The sequence below is a fragment of the Streptomyces sp. NPDC051020 genome (assembly GCF_040683105.1).
Lineage (GTDB): Bacteria > Actinomycetota > Actinomycetes > Streptomycetales > Streptomycetaceae > Streptomyces.
Genome location: NZ_JBFBCG010000002.1, coordinates 1 through 16,166 on the forward strand (window position 1 = coordinate 1; position 16,166 = coordinate 16,166).

Sequence of the window (16,166 nt, forward strand, 5' to 3'; positions counted from 1 at the left end):
TACATTCCAGCTGGTTTGGCTCTTTCCGTTTGCGCGGGCCCCCAGGGGGGCCCCGCGCGCACCCCGGCGGGGTGCGCGGGGCTCGGCCACGCGGATGCGGTACGGATGTCAGGAGTTGCCGAGGGCACCGAAGGCGGGGATGACCGAGCCCTGGTAGGTGTCCTCGATGAACTTCTTGACCTCGTCGGAGTGGAGGAGCTTCACGAGCTTCTGGACGCGGACGTCCTTCTCGTTGCCCTCCTTCACGGCGAGGATGTTGGCGTACGGGTTGCCGTCCGCCTTCTCCAGCGCAAGGGCGTCCTTGGAGGGCTTGAGCTTGGCCTCGATGGCGTAGTTGCCGTTGATGACGGCGGCGTCGACATCGTTCAGGGCGCGGGGGACGGTTGCGGCCTCCAGCTCCTTGAACTCCAGGCCCTTCTTGTCCGTGATGTCGCTGATCTTGGCGTTCGTACCGACGCCGTCCTTGACGGTGATCAGGCCGTTCGCGGCGAGGAGCTGAAGAGCGCGGCCCTCGTTGGTGGTGTCGTTCGGTACGGCGATGGTCTGACCGGCCTTGATGTCCTTGAGGTCCTTGACCTTGTTGGAGTAGAGGCCGAGCGGCTCCAGGTGCACATCGGCGACCGCGACGATGTGGGTGTTGTTCTTCTTGTTGAAGTCGTCGAGGTACGGCTGGTGCTGGAAGAAGTTGGCGTCGACCTGGCCGTTCTCGGTGGCGGTGTTCGGCAGGACGTAGTCCGTGAACTCCTTGACCTCGAGCTTGAGGCCCGCCTTGGCCGCCAGGTTCTTCTTGACGAAGTTCAGGATGTCGGCGTGCGGCGTCGGGGACGCGGCGACGACGAGCGCCTTGGAGGTGTCGGCCTTCGCGCCGGTCTCGCTCTTGGAGGCCGGGTCGGACGACGTGCCGCAGGCGGTGAGGCCGAAGGCGAGGGCGGCGGTGGCGGCGGCAGCTGCGGTGATCTTGATGTTCTTACGCACGAAAAGTGCCTCTTTCTGGTGGTGAGGGTGGTGCGCCCGGACAAGGAGTTCGGGCTTGTGAGCGGAGAGAAAGTCTCAGGAGGCGGTGTGGCCCCGGCGGGCCAGCAGGCGTACGGCGATGTCGCCGATCAGCTGGACCGCGGTCACGATGACGATGAGCAGCGCGACGGTGATGAGCATGAACCGGTTGTCGAATCGCTGGAATCCGTAGGTGACGGCCTTGGAGCCGAGCCCTTCGCCACCGACCGCGCCGGCCATCGCGGAGTACCCGATGAGCACGATGACGGTGGTGGTGATCCCGGAGACGAGCGACGGCAGGGCCTGCGGCAGCAGGACCTTGCGGACGATCGTCGGGATGGATCCCCCCATCGACTGGACGGCCTCGACGAGCCCGTGGTCGACCTCGCGGATCGATGTCTCGACGAGCCGGGCGAAGAACGGGATGGCGCCGACGGCGAGCGGCACGATCATCGCGGTCGGGCCGATGAAGGTGCCGACGACCCAGGTGGTGAAGGGGATCAGGGCGATCAGCAGGATGATGAACGGCAGCGAGCGGCCGATGTTCACGATCACGCCGATGACCTTGTTCACCACGGCGTTCTGGAGCAGTCCGCCCTTGTCGGTGAGGACCAGCAGCACGCCGAGGGGCAGTCCGACGAGGACGGTGACGAGCGCGGACCACAGCACCATGTAAAGAGTGTCGACGGTTCCCTGGGACAGCAGCGGCTGCATTTCGGACCAGGTCACTTGGCCACCTCCTTGGCGAGCGGGGTCTGGGCGAGCGGGGCGGGAGTCTGTACGGGGATGTCGGCGGCGGGCGTGTCCACGACCTCGGCCTGCAGGCCCTGCTCGCGCAGGAAGCCGATGGGTACGACGTTCTCCTCGAAACGGCCGGGCAGCTCGATCCGCATCCGGCCGATCTGGTTGCCGCCGACGGTGTCCATCGCGGCGCCCAGGATCGAGATGTCGATGTTGTACGTGCGGGCGAGCTGGGAGATCACCGGCTGGGACGCCGCCTCGCCGTGGAAGGTGACGTCGACGACCGTGCGGTCGGGGCCGGAGGCCGTACCCCCGACCGGGAACAACTCGTGGGCCAGTTCGGAGCCGGGGGTGGCGAGCAGTTCGCCGACGGTGCCGGACTCGACGATGCGTCCCTTCCGCATGAGCGCGGCCGAGTCGCAGACCGTCTTGACGACGTCCATCTCGTGCGTGATCAGCAGGACGGTCAGGCCGAGCTGCTGGTTGAGGTCGCGCAGCAGCTGCAGGATGGAGCGGGTCGTCTCGGGGTCGAGGGCGGAGGTCGCCTCGTCGGAAAGCAGCACCTTGGGATCCCCGGCGAGGGCGCGGGCGATGCCGACGCGCTGCTTCTGACCGCCGGAGAGCTGGCCGGGGTACGCCTTCGCCTTGTCGGCGAGACCGACCAGGTCGAGGAGTTCGAGGGCCTTGCGGGTGCGCTCCCGGCCCTGGACGCCGAGGATCTCGAGCGGCAGCTCGATGTTGTCCTGGACGTTGCGCGAGGCCAGCAGGTTGAAGTGCTGGAAGACCATGCCGATGCGGCTGCGCGCCTCGCGCAGCCCCTTGCCGGCCCGGCGGCCCCGGCCCGCGAGGGCGGTGAGGTCCTGGCCGGCCACGGTCACGGTGCCGGCGGTGGGGCGTTCCAGCAGGTTGATGCAGCGGATCAGGGAGGATTTGCCGGCGCCGCTCTGTCCGATGACGCCGTACACCTCGCCCTCGCGGACGTGCAGGTCGACGCCGTCCAGAGCGGCGACCTCACGGTCGCGCGACCGGTAGACCTTCGTGAGGCCCGTAGTGGTGATCACAGGGTTTCCGTCACTGTCGAGTGCACGGCGCGGTGTCCGCCGGGCACGGGGCGTTCGTCTGATGAGACTGTTCGGACTCGGATGTTCGGGCCCGTGGGTCTCGGCAGGGCTGCGGGCGGCGGGGGACCGGGGCAGCGCATGCGGGGGCAGGCTCGTTCCGCTGGGTGCGGACGGCAGGGGCTCGGTCTCGCTTCGGGGCGCGAGGCTCAGGCGGGGGCCCTCAGAAGGCGCGCATTCGACACATACAACGAGCACCGGGCGTGGTGATCGCCTCGGTCGCAAGGATGCGGCTGCTCGTCGTGGTCATGGCGCAAGTAAAACAGACGTCAGGTTCCACCGAGCCCGCGTGTCCGAATAGCGGACACTTCCGGTCAGTCCATGGACCGCTCCACCGGACGGCCGCGCTCCCGATGACACCGTCCGTGACCTGCGACGATACGGGCGACTGGGCAGGGGGAACCCATCGTCGAGCAGCCCGCACGTGTCGTGCGTTGTGGCCAAGGCCACGGCCTTGATCGCTGCTGTCGGACGCAGCGCCCGGGCGCGGATCTGCACGCGCATCCGCATCGGCCGGCCCGGGCGCGGGGGCGCACGCGGGACGCCGTCCGGTCCGTAATACCCTCGCCTCATGCTTGTCGCCCTGACGGTCGCGGTCGCCGTGGCCGCGCTCGCCCTCGCCGCCTGGTGCGGTTTCGCCGCCTACCGGGACCAGCCGACCAAGGACTGGCACTTCATCGGAATGGCCGTGGTGTCGCTGCTGGCGCTGGCCCAGTTGGTGGTGGGCATCGTGCTGCTGGCCCGGGGCGACCGGCCGGAGCAGGGCATGACGATCTTCATCTGTTATCTGATCGGCGCCTTCGCGGCCGTGCCCGCAGCGGGTTTCCTGTCGCTGGCCGAGCGGACCCGGTGGGGCTCGGTGACGGTGGCCGCGGGCGCGGTCGTACTGGCCGTCCTGCAAGTACGGCTCTACGACATCTGGGGAAGCTGACGTGACCGACACCGATCGCCGCGCCGCCGGCGAGAAGACCGGCTTCCAGCTGGGCACCGGACCGGGCCGCGTACTGGTCTGGTTCTACGGGGTGTTCACCGTGGCCGCCGCCTCCCGCGCGATCGTCCAGATGATCCTGGACTTCGGCAGGGCGCCGCTCGCCTATGTGCTGTCGGCCGTCGCCGCGCTGGTGTACGGCTTCATCACGTACTCGCTGGTGCGCGGCGGCGAGAAGGCCCGCCGGACGGCGCTGGTGTGCTGCGCCGCCGAGCTCGCGGGCGTACTGATCGTCGGTACGTGGACGCTGGTCGAGCCGTCCGCCTTCGCTGATGCCACCGTCTGGTCGTACCTCGGCAGGGACTACCTGTTCATCCCGGTGATCCTGCCGGTCACCGGGATGATCTGGCTGCGTCGCGCGAAGAACGCGTAACACCCCTGGCGCCCCTCCCGGCAAGCCTTGCCCCGCCGCGCCGCCCGGCACGCCCGCTCGCCGCGTTGACCACAAGCCCTGGTAGCTCCGCCACAAGGATGCCCGGCCGCCCTGCGATCGCACGCGCCGGACGACGCTCCTCATGCGGCAAACATTGCCAGCCAGGGCCCTAGGCGCTGGCGACGTAGGCCTGTTCGGCGACGTCCTTCTCCAGAAGGATCAGCCGGACACCGTCCTGACCGGTGGCGCTGCCCACAGGGGCGTAACCCGCTCGCCGGTAGAGCCGCAGATTGGTCTCGCTGCGGTGCCCGGTGTGCAGCCGGAACCGGGTGGCCGACCGCTGATCGGCGAGTGCGGACTCCGCGGCGTTCAGCAGCCGGGCGCCGAGCCCGTGCCCCTGGAGCCGGGGGTGCACACAGAGCTTCCCTATCTCTCCGGTGCCGTCCGGATCGGTGGATCCGCGTACTGAGCCGACGACTTCGTCACCGAGCCGTGCCACGAACACCAGGTTCGCGGTCACTTCGTCCCGGACCGAGTCGAGGGTCTGGACCAGCGGGTCAATGCGGTAATTCCCGTAGAGCTCCGCCTCGCTCTGAAAACAGAGGTACTGAAGCTTCAGTATCTGTTCGGCGTCCTCCGCGGTCGCCGCCGAGATGATCACACTCATGCCCATGTGTGCATGCCTCCCGCTCACCTGGTCCACCGGTTGCTCCTGCTCCTATCCCCGCAGTCAAGGAACGGCAACCTCCGCCGCGAGCATTCTGCGCAGACATCCAAGGCATCGGGAACGGATCGGCCCCAAACTGCCTTGTGACATACCCAACTTCCCTGCGATTTCCTTGTATGTGGAATCGCTCGGGGCGAGCATCGCCGCCAGCAGGCTCGCGCACCGTCCGGGCAGTCGCTCCACCGCGGCGTGCAGCGCGCGGCGTTCGTCGGCACCGACGGCGGACCGCTCGGGGCAGTCGGCCGGGTCCGGGACGGTCCCATCGGCGTACGGACGTTCACGCCGCGCGGTACGGCGGGCGCGGCGTGCCTCCTCCCGTACGGTGTCGCGGACCCAGCGGGCCGGGTCGGCCGGCGGTGTCCGGTCCGCGAGCAGTTCCAGCAGCCGCAGCCAGACGGTCTGTTCGAGATCGGCGGGTTCGACGGCCGCGCCCGCTGCCGCGCAGCCGGCCTCGGCCATCGCCTCGGCGCTGACGAGGGGGTACAGGGCGCGCACGACGGCGGTGGCGGCGGCGTCCGCGGGAAGCGTCATGCCTCACCCGACGCGCCACCGCGGACGGGCGGTTGCCGTCCGCGGGGCGCATCACCCGACCGGGGCATGGCCGGCCAGGTGCTGACGCGGGGCGCTGTGTCAGTTCTGCGTGAAGTCCTCGGCGGCGAGCAGGGCGGTGTCCGGGTTGTCGGAGAAGATCCCGTCGATACCGGTCGCGAAGTACGTCCGGAACGCGCCGAAGGCGTCACCGTACGCGTTGGGGTCGGTGCCGCGACGGAAGTCGGCGGGCAGGAACGAGTTCTCGTTGCGCATCGTGTACGGGTGCAGGATCAGGCCCTCCTCATGCGCGTCCTGCACGAGGGAGGTCGGCGTGGTGAGCCGGCCCGACGCGTCCTTGGGAATGATCAGGTCCAGCGTGGGGCCGATGCCCTGTGCGAAGGACGCGATCCACTTCAGCCCCGCGGGGGTCACGAGGTCGTCGACCGTGCGCGGGTCGCCGGTCGCGACGAAGTCCCAGGGCCGCGATCCGGTGCCGGAGAGCAGGACGACGCGCGGGGAGGCGACGAGCTTCGACAGCCGCTGGATGCTGCTGGGTTCGAAGGACTGAAGGATCAGCGGGGACTGCGTGCGGTGGCGGTTGTAGCGGCGCAGCAGCTTGGCGAGCGGCTCCTCCAGGCCGAGCCCGAGGCCCCGGAAGTAGGTGGGGTGCTTGGTCTCGACGTACAGCCAGATCTGCTTGCCGCGCCTGCGGCCCTCGCGGTCGGCCCACTGGAGCACCTCTTCGAAGGTGGGGACCTCCCAGCGGCCGTCGTAGAGGGTGTTCTTCTGGCGGTTGCCCGGTATGCGCTCCTTGGCGCGCAGCGTCTTCAGCTCGGCGAGGGTGAAGTCCTCGGTGAACCAGCCGGTCAGGGAGACCCCGTCGACCTTCTTGGTGGTCCTGCGGCCGGCGAACTCGGGGTGGGCCGATACATCGGTCGTGGCGGTGATGTCGTTCTCGTGGCGGCAGACGAGATGGCCGTCCTTGGTGGGGACCAGGTCCTGCTCGATGATGTGCGCGCCCATGTCGAGGGCCAGCTGGTACGAGCCGAGGGTGTGCTCGGGTCGGTAGCCGCTCGTGCCGCGGTGGCCGATGACGGTCGGCACGGGAAGGTCCAGCCGGCTGCCGTGGTCGCCGCCGTGGCCACTGGACCGCTCGGCGGCGTCCGCCGTGCCGGGAAGTCCGAGCGCAGCCGCGCCGAGTACGGCCGCTCCCGCTCCCAGGACGGTCCGGCGACCGGGGTTCGCCTGCGCACGCTCTGTCATGAATGCTCCCTCGCATGTGATGTGTGGCATCGTCGAGCGAGGCCCGATCGTAGGCAGCCACACCGTCGGGACGGCAGCTCATGGACGAACATGGCGGAAACACACACCAACGCTGCGTGTCGACTCGATGAACCCGATGTGCGATCAGCGAGTACCCGCGAGTATCGTCCTCACCTGCATGGACCGTCACGATCCCGCGCCTCGGCCGGCCACTACACCGGAGGAACCGTTGTCCCGACACGCACTCATCAAGGCAGTGCTCGGACCGATCTTGCGCCTGATGTTCCGCCCCCAGGTGGAGGGCGTGGAGAACATTCCCGGCGACGGTCCGGTGATCCTCGCGGGCAACCATCTGACGTTCATCGACTCGATGGTCATGCCGATCTGCTGCGACCGGCCGGTGTTCTACATCGGCAAGGACGAGTACGTGACGGGCAAGGGTCTCAAGGGCCGGCTGATGGCCTGGTTCTTCACCGGCTGCGGCATGATCCCGGTGGACCGGGACGGCGGACGCGGCGGTGTCGCGGCACTGATGACGGGCCGTCGGGTGCTGGAGGAGGGCCAGGCGTTCGCCATCTACCCGGAGGGCACCCGCTCCCCCGACGGCCGTCTCTACCGCGGTCGTACGGGCATCGCCCGGCTGACGCTGATGACGGGCGCGCCGGTGGTGCCGTTCGCGATGATCGGCACGGACAAGCTGCAGCCCGGTGGTACCGGTCTGCCCCGTCCCGGCAAGGTGACGGTCCGCTTCGGCGAGCAGATGGAGTTCTCCCGGTACGAGGGCATGGACCGTGACCGCTATGTCCTGCGGGCGGTGACGGACTCCGTGATGGCCGAGGTGATGCGGCTGTCGGGCCAGGAGTACGTCGACATGTATGCGACGAAGGCGAAGGCCGCCTGATCGGACGTTCGGAAGGGCCCGTACCGCGTTCGGCGGCACGGGCCCTTCCGTATGTCGGGACAACCCGAATGGCCGTAGCAGGATGGCCCCAACACGTCCTAAGGGTGTTCGATCTCCTCCTCCAGCGCCTGGCCGCGCAGCAGGAACCAGGAGGCGACGGCCGTCGCCAGCAGGACCACAGCGCCGACGCCCGCGGAAATGTGCAGCCCGTCGACGAACGCGTCCTGCGCCGCGGAGACCAGGGCGTTCCCCTGCGCCTGCGGCAGGCCGTGGGCCGCTTCGACCGCGCCACCCAGTGACTCGTGGGCAGCCGCGGCGGGCTCGGCCGGGATGCCGTTCGGGGTGACGAAGCCCTGGTAGACGCCGGTGACGATGGATCCGAGCAGGGCGATACCCAGGGCCGCGCCGAGTTCGTACGCCGTCTCGGAGACCGCGGACGCGGAGCCCGCGTGCTCCTTCGGGACGCTGGAGAGGATCACGTCGGAGGTCACGGTGAAGGCGAAGCCCGCGCCGATGCCGACGACCAGCAGCAGCAGACCGATCAGCGGATAGCCGGTCTCCTGGTGGACGAAGGTGACGGCGGCGAGTGCGACGCCGACCGCCGCCAGTCCGGCGGAGACCACGGACCGGACCGAGAAGCGGCGGGCGGCCATGCCCGCGACCAGACCGCAGGCAACCGCGCCGACGGCCGCGGGCAGTTCAGCGAGCCCGGCCTCCAGCGGTCCGCGTCCTTGGACCAGTTGCAGGAACTGGGAGAGGAAGAAGACGAGACCGGACAGGCCGAGGATGGTGAGCAGGTCGGCGAGGACCGCGCCCGAGAAGCCCCGGTGATGGAAGAGCCGCATGTCCAGCAGGGGCTCGGGGAGCGTCAACTGCCTGCGGACGAACCAGTGGAGCGCGCCCGCACCGCCGATGCCGGAGACCGCGACCTCCCAGCTCACCCCGTGCGCGGCCAGCTCCTTGATCGCGTACACGACACCGATCATGCCGATCAGGGAGAGCGCGACACTGACCAGGTCCCAGGGGCCGGGCGCCGGGTTCTTCGACTCCGGAATCATACGGATGCCGACGACCACGAGGACCACCATCACCGGCAGATTGATCAGGAAGACCGAGCCCCACCAGAAATGCTGGAGCAGGAATCCTCCGACGACGGGGCCCACGGCCGCGCCCGCCGATGCCATGGCCCCCCAGATACCGATGGCGAAGCTGCGCTCGCGCGGGTCGTTGAAGAGGTTGCGGATCAGGGCGAGGGTGGACGGCATCAGGGTGGCGCCGGCGACCCCGAGCAGCGCCCGCGCCAGGATCATCATCTCGGGGCTGCTCGCGTACGCGTTCAGCACGGAGACCGCCCCGAACGCGGTGGCGCCGCTCAGCAGCAGCTTCTTGCGGCCGATGCGGTCACCGAGGCTGCCCATGGAGACCAGGAGTCCGGCGATGACGAACGAGTAGACGTCGCCGATCCAGAGGAGCTGGGTTCCGGTCGGCTGGAGATCCTCGGTGAGGAACGGTGTCGCCAGCCCGAGGACCGTGGCGTCGACGGCCACCAGCAGCACGGCGAGGACGAGGACGGCCAGCGCGATCCACCGCCCGGGGCGACGCAGTTCGTGCGAGGTCTCCGCGTGCTGGTCGGTGCTGGTCATTGCTCCACGCTCCGGCGTGCTCCGCCGAGCAGCAACTCGACGATCATGTACTGGAAGTCCTGTCCGGCAACCCGGCCCGCCTGGACAGCCCAGGCACCTGTGGAGATGAGCCCGTAGAGGGCCTCGGTCAGCCAGGCCGGGGTCAGGTCGATCCTGAACTCGCCGCGCTCCTGACCGCGCCGGAAGAAGGCGGAGACCCGTGCGTCCGTCCGGTTCCAGCCGTCGTTCACCTCTGCGCCCTCGAAGAGCTGGTTCTCCGTGACGAGGAAGGACAGCAGTCCGGCGCTCGGTTCAACGGCCGCGATCAGCCGGCGCAGCGCCTCCTCCGAGGTTCCCTCGTCGAGCGCGGCAGCGTCCAGGGCCGCTTCGAACTCCTGGATCCCGAGGTTCTCCAATGCTCTGACCAGGGCGTCCCGTCCGGCGAAGTGCCGGTGCAGAGTGGCGCGCCCGATGCCCGCCGCCCGGGCGACCTCGTCCATGGTGGCGGTCGATTTACGGGTCAGCAGTGCGGCGGCGCTGCGCAGAACCTGCTCACGGTCAAGAGTCATGAGACAACACTAACCCACATGAGACAAGAATGTCTCATCGAATAATGCGTCGATCCTCCCGCCATGAGGCGGGACCATGGCGCCATGAAGCCGCTGCTGCTGATCGACATCGACGGTCCGCTCAATCCGTACGCGGCACTGTCACGCCGACACACCCCCGCCGGATATACGAAACACCGGATGCGGCCGACGGGGTGGACCGAGGGGCCGGCACTGCCCGTCCTGCTCAACCCGGCGCACGGGGCGGAGCTGCTGGCGCTCACCGACCGCTACACCCTGGTCTGGGCGACAACCTGGGAGGACGAGGCCAACGAGTGGATCGGCCCGCATCTCGGACTGCCGCCGCTGCCGTACATCGACTGGCCGGCGATGCACGGCAGCGCGCCGGACGGGACGCTCTGGAAGACGCAGTACGTCGTGGCGTACGCGGCCGGGCGGCCGTTCGCGTGGGTCGACGACGAGATAACCGAGCGGGACCGGGCGTGGATCACCCGACAAGGGCCGGGCCGGTCGCTGCTGCTCCAGATCGATCCTCGGATCGGGCTGGAGCGTGCCGACTTCGACGCGCTCGCCCAGTGGGCAACGGACCGGGACGGGAACTGAGCCCCGGTCCGCCCCCGGCCCTTCTCAGTCGTTGAGCACGGTCAGATCCAGCTCCGGAAGTCGGGCCGGATCATTGATCACGTACAGCTCGGTGACCCTGCCCCGCTCGATCGTGAACCGCATGACCGAGAACCGATGCCCCTCGCGGGTCGAGATGACCGCGAGGGCCCCGTCGACGAGAGCCATCTGCGAGGACCGGGCGAACGGCGCGAACATCATCGCCTGGCGGGCCACCGACGCGGCTCCGCACACCAGCGACGGAGCACCCACACCACCCGCGCCGCTGTCGGACCGTGCCACCACGTCCGGGTCGAGCACGGCGACGAGTGCGTCGAAGTCGCCGCCCCGGGCGGCGGCCAGAAACGCCTCGACGACCTCGCGTCTGCGGCTGAGATCGGGGTCGGGCGCCGGGTCCACACCCTGGACCCGGCGGCGCGCCCGGCTGGCGAGCTGCCGGGCCGCGGCCGGGGTGCGGTCCACAATGCGCCCGATCTCGTCGAACGACACCGCGAACATGTCGTGCAGCACGAACGCCAGCCGCTCGGCGGGGCCCAGGGTCTCCAGCACCACGAGCAGCGCGAGCCCGACCGAGTCGGCGATCAGCGCCTGCTGCTCGGGGTCACTGCCGGGCTGCGGGCCGAGGACCGGATCGGGGGTGTGCCCGTCGGGTGTCCCTGCCTCCAGCGGCTCCTCCCGCCGGGACCGGCGGGAGCGCAGCATGTCCAGGCAGACCCGGCCGACGACCGTGGTCAGCCAGCCGCCCAGGTTGTCGATCTGCCGGTCGTCGGAGCGGCTGAGCCGGATCCACGCTTCCTGGACGGCATCCTCCGCCTCGCTCAGCGAGCCGAGCATCCGGTAGGCCACGGCCTTCAGATGGGTCCGGTTCTCCTCGAAGCGTGCCGCCAGAAACTCGTTCTCGTCCACAGACCCATTCCTCCGTCGCGTGCCGTCACACCATTGACGCGTGGAACGGCGCCGATGTGACAGAACGGCCGGTGATCAAGGAATCGGCTGGTGCGCCGCCGATCAGCTCCAGGGCAGCGCGGCGCGGTGGCGCCAGTACGCGTCGGGCTCCTCGACCAGCGCGTCGAGCTGGGACCGCCGCTCCTCGTCGAGGCCGACGAGCGGGGCGTGCAGGTTGCCGGCCAGCTGGGTGACCGTCGCCGCGCCGGAGAGCACGACGCCGGCCCACGGCTGGTGCAGCACCAGCGCGAGCGCGACCGCGTCGCTTCCGAGGCCCGCCTCGGCTGCGATCTCCTGGACGATCGCGGGAGCATCCGTTCCGGCGAGGCGCCCGTTGGCCATGGCTTCCTTGACGATCACGGTCAGCCCGGCCTCGTGCGCCTCGGCGAGCGCCGGACCGGCCGAGGTCTCCAGGGCGTTGAAGGTGGCCTGGACGGTACGGAAGAGGGGTGCGCCGTCGACCCTGACGGTGAGTGCGGCCCGGATGGCGTCCGCCTGGGCGGGGCCACTGGTGGAGAGTCCGACGCTGACTCCGTCGGCCGCGAGTTCGGCGAGCCGCGCGTGGAGTTCCTTGTCGGTGAGGGCCGGGCTGTCGGCGGTCACGGAGTGGATCTGGTAGAGGTCGAGCCGGTCGCCGAGCAGCGCGTCGGTCTCGGCGCGCTGCCGCTCGAACGTGGCGAGGCTGTGGTCCTTGACCTCGTGCGCCTCGGCGTCGATGTTCCAGTCGGCGGTGTAGGTGTAGCCCCACTTGCTGCCGATGACCACATCTCGTACCTCGGGACGGGCGGCCAGCCAGGCGCCGAGGAACTCCTCCGAGCGGCCGTAGGAGCGGGCGGCGTCGAAGTAGCGGACGCCCTGGGCATAGGCGGCGTCGAGCAGTTCATGGGTGCGTTCGCGCAGGGCGTCGACGCTCCGGTCCTCGTGCAGGTCCCGGTCGCGGTGGAGATTGATGTAGCCGGGCCTGCCGACCGCGGCCAGGCCGAGCCCGATATGGGCGGTCGGGGTCGTGGCCGAGGCCAGGCGTCCGAAAGGCATCGCGGGCTCCTCGTCGATGGGGTGCTCCCCGCCAACGTAACGCAGCCGGATTCACGCGCGTCCAGCCGCGGGACTCGGCCGATCGGGCCCTCACCGGCCGGGAGCGGGCCGGTCCTGCCAGGGCCTCGCCCCTCGGACCTGCGCAGACCTGGTCGAGTCCGGCCGGCAGGTCGGCTTCCATGCCGTCCGGGAATTTCAGCCGGATGAGCACCCGCGGGAGCGGACCGGTGGTCATCGGCCCGGCACGTACGGGTGCCGGCGTCCTCACCGTCACGGCGGTGACGTCGCGGTCGGCCACACCCCGGACCCCCTCGTCGGTCTTCGGCCGCCCGCCCGTACGGACGCGACGAGGCGGGGAGCGCACGACCGCTCCCCGCCTCGTCACCTGCGCCCGGGCTGCTGTCAGCTCTTCGCGGTCGCCCATGCGTGCTGGACGGCAAGGTCGGCCTTGACCTCGGCGAGCTGGGCGGCGACGGCCGACGGGGCCGTACCGCCGCGCCCGTTGCGGGAGGCCAGCGCGCCCGGCACGTTGAGGACCGTCCGGACCTCGGGGGTGAGGTGCTCGGAGATTTTCGCGAACTGCGCGTCGGTGAGTTCGTCGAGTTCGATGCCCTGCTGCTCGCACTCCTTGACGCACTCCCCCGCGACCTCGTGCGCGACACGGAACGGCACGCCCTGCTTGACCAGCCACTCGGCGATGTCCGTAGCGAGTGAGAAGCCGGCCGGTGCGAGCTCCTCCATCCGCTCGCGGTTGACGGTGAGCGTGGCCATCATGCCGGTGAAGGCGGGCAGCAGGACCTCGAGCTGGTCGCAGGAGTCGAAGACCGGTTCCTTGTCCTCCTGGAGGTCGCGGTTGTACGCGAGCGGGAGGGCCTTCAACGTGGCCATCAGGCCCGTCAGGTTGCCGATGAGCCGACCGGACTTGCCGCGGGCCAGCTCGGCGATGTCCGGGTTCTTCTTCTGCGGCATGATCGACGAGCCGGTGGAGAAGGCGTCGTGCAGGGTGACGAAGGAGAACTCCTTCGTGTTCCAGATGATGACCTCCTCCGCGATCCGGGAGAGGTTGACGCCGATCATCGCCGTGATGAACGCGAACTCGGCGACGAAGTCGCGGGAGGCCGTGCCGTCGATGGAGTTGGCGACGGAACCGTTCTCGAAGCCGAGGTCGGCGGCGACCGCCTCCGGGTCGAGCCCCAGGGACGAACCGGCGAGTGCGCCGGAGCCGTACGGGGAGACGGCCGTGCGCTCGTCCCACTGCCGCAGCCGCTCGGCGTCCCGGGACAGGGACTGCACATGGGCCAGGACGTGGTGGGCGAAGAGGACGGGCTGGGCGTGCTGCAGATGCGTACGGCCCGGCATGGCGACGTCCGCATGCGCCTCGGCGAGACCGACCAGGGCGTCCTGGAGCTCGGCGATCAGACCGCCGATGATCCGGGCGTGGTCGCGCAGGTACATCCTGAAGAGGGTGGCGACCTGGTCGTTGCGGGACCGGCCGGCGCGCAGCTTGCCGCCGAGGTCCTTGCCGAGGCGCTCCAGCAGGCCGCGCTCCAGCGCGGTGTGGACGTCCTCGTCGGCGATGGTGCCGGTGAAGGAGCCGTCGGCGACATCGGCTTCGAGCTGGTCGAGACCGGCGATCATGCGGGCCAGTTCGTCCGCGGTGAGCAGGCCCGCCTTGTTGAGGACACGCGCGTGGGCGCGGGATCCGGCGATGTCGTACGGCGCGAGCCGCCAGTCGAAGTGGACGGAGGCGGACAGCTTGGCCAGCGCCTCGGCCGGGCCGTCGGCGAAACGGCCGCCCCAGAGGCGTACGTCGCTGTTGCCGGTGCCGTTGCTCACTGCGTGCTCCTCGGAAGTGCCAGGGGGTGGATGTGCGACCGCCTCCCCGCCGTGGAGGAACGGGGAGGCGGTGACGTAAACGGGTCGGCGTCAGGCCAGGTCACGCTTCGCGGCGATCTTCGACGAGAGGCCGAAGATCTCGGTGAAGCCCTGCGCCTTGGACTGGTCGAACGTGTCGCCCGTGCAGGCGAGTGCGACGCGCTCGGTCACGGGTTTCTCCTTACGGCGCAATCCCTGATAGGCATAACTATGCAGCCCTCCGTATTATTTGTCAAAGACGCTGCCGAACGGCACACCCGAAGGTTCGATCCGGGACCGTAAATGCCGGGCCCGGCACCGCGCGGCCCTCTGGCGACGCACCCTGTGCCCGCAGTCCGCGTCCACGCCGTCACCGGCCTGCGCGCGCTCGACGCGGTGCGGTACGAGCAGCTGCGGCCCCTCCTCGACGACCCGTCACCCGCCGTCGTCCGGGCGGTGACACAGGCTCTGCTGCCGGACGCCGACCGGATACCGCACGAGTGGCTACTCGTCAGGACCGGGGCGGACCGACCGCGTGCGCTGCGCGTGGCGGCGGAGCGGCTGTTGCGGGCCCACCTCCGCGCGACGGTCCGCCAGCGGCGTCCCACCGGCTGAAATGCCCCTACCGGGCGCCGCAGTGGCGCCGATAATCACCTCATGGGAAAGACGTACGAACGTATCGACGGACGGCTCAGGGCCTTCATCGAAGAGCAGCACATCTTCTTCACGGCGACCGCGCCCCTCGACGGGAACGGCACGGTCAACCTCTCCCCCAAGGGCGTCAGCGGCTCCTTCGCGGTCGTCGACGAGCGGACCGTGGCTTATCTGGACTTTGCCGGGAGCAATGCGGAGACCGTGGCGCATCTCCGCGAGAACGGCCGCATCACCCTCATGTGGTGTGCCTTCCAGGGCCCGCCGAACATCGTGCGGGTGCACGGCCGCGGCGAGCCCGTCTTCCGCGACGACCCGCGGTTCACCGGCCTACTCGCCCACTTCCCCGGCGTCGACCCCACACCGCACGGGCTGCGCGCGATCATCGTGGTGACGGCCGAGCTGATCCGGGACACCTGCGGATTCGCCGTGCCTTTCATGTCCTACGACGAGGACCGGCCGCTCCACGCCCAGCGCTTCGCCCGCGAGGACGACGCCTCGCTCAGCGAGTACTTCGAGAAGAAGGAGCACGTCGCCACCAGCATCGACGGCCTTCCGGGGCTGCCGCTCCCGCTGCCTGGCATGCCCGCCGCGGGATGAGCCGTCGGGCGCCCCGGGGCCCCTCTCCCGGGTCGGCCCGGGCCCTCGGGGTCCGTCCCGATCCGGGAGAGAAAGGCCCGCGTGGGCTCAGCGGCCGTTCTGCGCCAGCCGCAGCAAATGGTCGGCGAGTGCCTGACCGCCCGCCGGATCACGGCTGATCAGCATCAACGTGTCGTCGCCCGCGATCGTGCCAAGAATGTCCTGCAGCTCGGCCTGGTCGATGGCCGAGGCCAGGAACTGGGCCGCGCCCGGAGGCGTACGCAGCACCACAAGGTTGGCCGAGGCCTCCGCCGAAATGAGCAGTTCGGCGGAGAGGCGCCGCATCCGCTCCTCCTTGGCGGACTCGCCGAGCGGCGCCTGCGGGGTACGGAAACCGCCCTCGCTCGGCACCGCGTAGATCAGCTCGCCGCCGGTGTTACGGATCTTCACCGCGCCCAGCTCGTCCAGATCCCGGGAGAGCGTCGCCTGGGTGACGCTCAGCCCGTCGTCGGCGAGGAGCTTGGCCAGCTGGCTCTGCGAGCGCACCGGCAGCCGGTTCAGAATGTCCACGATCCGGCGGTGGCGTGCCGTGCGGGTCTGCGGCACGGACTGCCCGCCGTACTCGGATTCCTGCGCCTCGGTCATCGTCGTCGCC

General features: G+C 69.8%; 18 protein-coding genes. 6 read left to right on the plus strand and 12 right to left on the minus strand.

Annotation, left to right across the window (positions count from 1 at the left end):
- Nucleotides 1-108: 108 nt before the first annotated feature.
- The 3 genes from AB0N06_RS01120 to AB0N06_RS01130 form a co-directional block, all read right to left on the minus strand.
- Complete coding sequence (locus tag AB0N06_RS01120; RefSeq protein WP_366132690.1) at nucleotides 109-975, minus strand: MetQ/NlpA family ABC transporter substrate-binding protein; 867 nt, start codon at nucleotides 973-975, stop codon at nucleotides 109-111.
- 75 nt (nucleotides 976-1,050) lie between these two features.
- On the minus strand, nucleotides 1,051-1,722 hold the full coding sequence (locus AB0N06_RS01125; protein WP_366132691.1) for a methionine ABC transporter permease: 672 nt from the start codon (nucleotides 1,720-1,722) through the stop codon (nucleotides 1,051-1,053).
- Complete coding sequence (locus tag AB0N06_RS01130) at nucleotides 1,719-2,795, minus strand: ATP-binding cassette domain-containing protein (RefSeq protein WP_366132692.1); 1,077 nt, start codon at nucleotides 2,793-2,795, stop codon at nucleotides 1,719-1,721. The genes AB0N06_RS01125 and AB0N06_RS01130 overlap by 4 nt, the downstream gene beginning before the upstream one ends.
- Before the next feature lie 628 nt (nucleotides 2,796-3,423).
- Between AB0N06_RS01130 and AB0N06_RS01135 the strand changes: the two genes are divergently transcribed.
- Nucleotides 3,424-3,783, plus strand: coding sequence for a hypothetical protein (locus AB0N06_RS01135; protein ID WP_366132693.1), 360 nt, complete (start codon nucleotides 3,424-3,426; stop codon nucleotides 3,781-3,783).
- 1 nt (nucleotide 3,784) lies between these two features.
- Complete coding sequence (locus AB0N06_RS01140; protein WP_358862079.1) at nucleotides 3,785-4,213, plus strand: hypothetical protein; 429 nt, start codon at nucleotides 3,785-3,787, stop codon at nucleotides 4,211-4,213.
- A 169-nt stretch (nucleotides 4,214-4,382) separates the two neighbouring features.
- On the opposite strand, the gene AB0N06_RS01145 is transcribed toward AB0N06_RS01140, so the two are convergent.
- The 3 genes from AB0N06_RS01145 to AB0N06_RS01155 form a co-directional block, all read right to left on the minus strand.
- Nucleotides 4,383-4,886, minus strand: coding sequence for a GNAT family N-acetyltransferase (locus tag AB0N06_RS01145; protein WP_366132902.1), 504 nt, complete (start codon nucleotides 4,884-4,886; stop codon nucleotides 4,383-4,385).
- Between the two features lie 57 nt (nucleotides 4,887-4,943).
- Entirely contained in the window at nucleotides 4,944-5,471 is a 528-nt protein-coding gene (locus AB0N06_RS01150) for a sigma-70 family RNA polymerase sigma factor (RefSeq protein WP_366132694.1), read from the minus strand.
- A gap of 99 nt (nucleotides 5,472-5,570) precedes the next feature.
- Nucleotides 5,571-6,734, minus strand: coding sequence for a glycerophosphodiester phosphodiesterase (locus AB0N06_RS01155; RefSeq protein ID WP_366132695.1), 1,164 nt, complete (start codon nucleotides 6,732-6,734; stop codon nucleotides 5,571-5,573).
- A gap of 229 nt (nucleotides 6,735-6,963) precedes the next feature.
- Between AB0N06_RS01155 and AB0N06_RS01160 the strand changes: the two genes are divergently transcribed.
- A complete protein-coding gene (locus AB0N06_RS01160; RefSeq protein ID WP_358862075.1) occupies nucleotides 6,964-7,635 on the plus strand; it encodes a lysophospholipid acyltransferase family protein in 672 nt (223 codons plus the stop codon).
- Nucleotides 7,636-7,733: 98 nt separating this feature from the next.
- Here AB0N06_RS01160 and AB0N06_RS01165 read toward each other — a convergent pair whose 3' ends face one another.
- Both AB0N06_RS01165 and AB0N06_RS01170 read right to left on the minus strand, forming a co-directional pair.
- A complete protein-coding gene (locus tag AB0N06_RS01165; protein WP_366132696.1) occupies nucleotides 7,734-9,278 on the minus strand; it encodes an MFS transporter in 1,545 nt (514 codons plus the stop codon).
- Nucleotides 9,275-9,826, minus strand: a complete 552-nt coding sequence (locus tag AB0N06_RS01170) for a helix-turn-helix domain-containing protein (protein WP_358862073.1) — start codon at nucleotides 9,824-9,826, stop codon at nucleotides 9,275-9,277. Before AB0N06_RS01170 ends, AB0N06_RS01165 begins: the two co-directional genes overlap by 4 nt.
- Before the next feature lie 84 nt (nucleotides 9,827-9,910).
- Between AB0N06_RS01170 and AB0N06_RS01175 the strand changes: the two genes are divergently transcribed.
- Nucleotides 9,911-10,429, plus strand: coding sequence for an HAD domain-containing protein (locus AB0N06_RS01175; protein ID WP_366132903.1), 519 nt, complete (start codon nucleotides 9,911-9,913; stop codon nucleotides 10,427-10,429).
- A 24-nt stretch (nucleotides 10,430-10,453) separates the two neighbouring features.
- Here the strand turns inward: AB0N06_RS01175 and AB0N06_RS01180 are convergent, their stop codons facing one another.
- The 3 genes from AB0N06_RS01180 to argH form a co-directional block, all read right to left on the minus strand.
- Nucleotides 10,454-11,353 carry a sigma-70 family RNA polymerase sigma factor gene (locus tag AB0N06_RS01180; protein WP_366132697.1) on the minus strand — a complete coding sequence of 300 codons (900 nt, stop codon included), beginning with the start codon at nucleotides 11,351-11,353 and terminating at the stop codon, nucleotides 10,454-10,456.
- Between the two features lie 102 nt (nucleotides 11,354-11,455).
- The gene (locus AB0N06_RS01185; protein WP_366132698.1) at nucleotides 11,456-12,427 is read right to left on the minus strand and encodes an aldo/keto reductase; all 972 of its coding nucleotides are present in this window, start codon (nucleotides 12,425-12,427) and stop codon (nucleotides 11,456-11,458) included.
- A 402-nt stretch (nucleotides 12,428-12,829) separates the two neighbouring features.
- The gene (argH, locus tag AB0N06_RS01190) at nucleotides 12,830-14,263 is read right to left on the minus strand and encodes an argininosuccinate lyase (RefSeq protein ID WP_366132699.1); all 1,434 of its coding nucleotides are present in this window, start codon (nucleotides 14,261-14,263) and stop codon (nucleotides 12,830-12,832) included.
- Nucleotides 14,264-14,626: 363 nt separating this feature from the next.
- Here argH and AB0N06_RS01195 point away from each other — a divergent pair, with 363 nt between their 5' ends.
- Nucleotides 14,627-14,896, plus strand: coding sequence for a hypothetical protein (locus tag AB0N06_RS01195; RefSeq protein WP_366132700.1), 270 nt, complete (start codon nucleotides 14,627-14,629; stop codon nucleotides 14,894-14,896).
- A 42-nt stretch (nucleotides 14,897-14,938) separates the two neighbouring features.
- Nucleotides 14,939-15,532: a pyridoxamine 5'-phosphate oxidase family protein gene (locus AB0N06_RS01200; RefSeq protein ID WP_366132701.1), complete on the plus strand. Its 594-nt coding sequence runs from the start codon at nucleotides 14,939-14,941 to the stop codon at nucleotides 15,530-15,532.
- Nucleotides 15,533-15,619: 87 nt separating this feature from the next.
- Here the strand turns inward: AB0N06_RS01200 and AB0N06_RS01205 are convergent, their stop codons facing one another.
- Nucleotides 15,620-16,156 (minus strand): arginine repressor, encoded by a 537-nt coding sequence (locus tag AB0N06_RS01205; protein ID WP_037698928.1) that lies wholly within the window; start codon nucleotides 16,154-16,156, stop codon nucleotides 15,620-15,622.
- Between the last annotated feature and the right edge of the window lie 10 nt (nucleotides 16,157-16,166).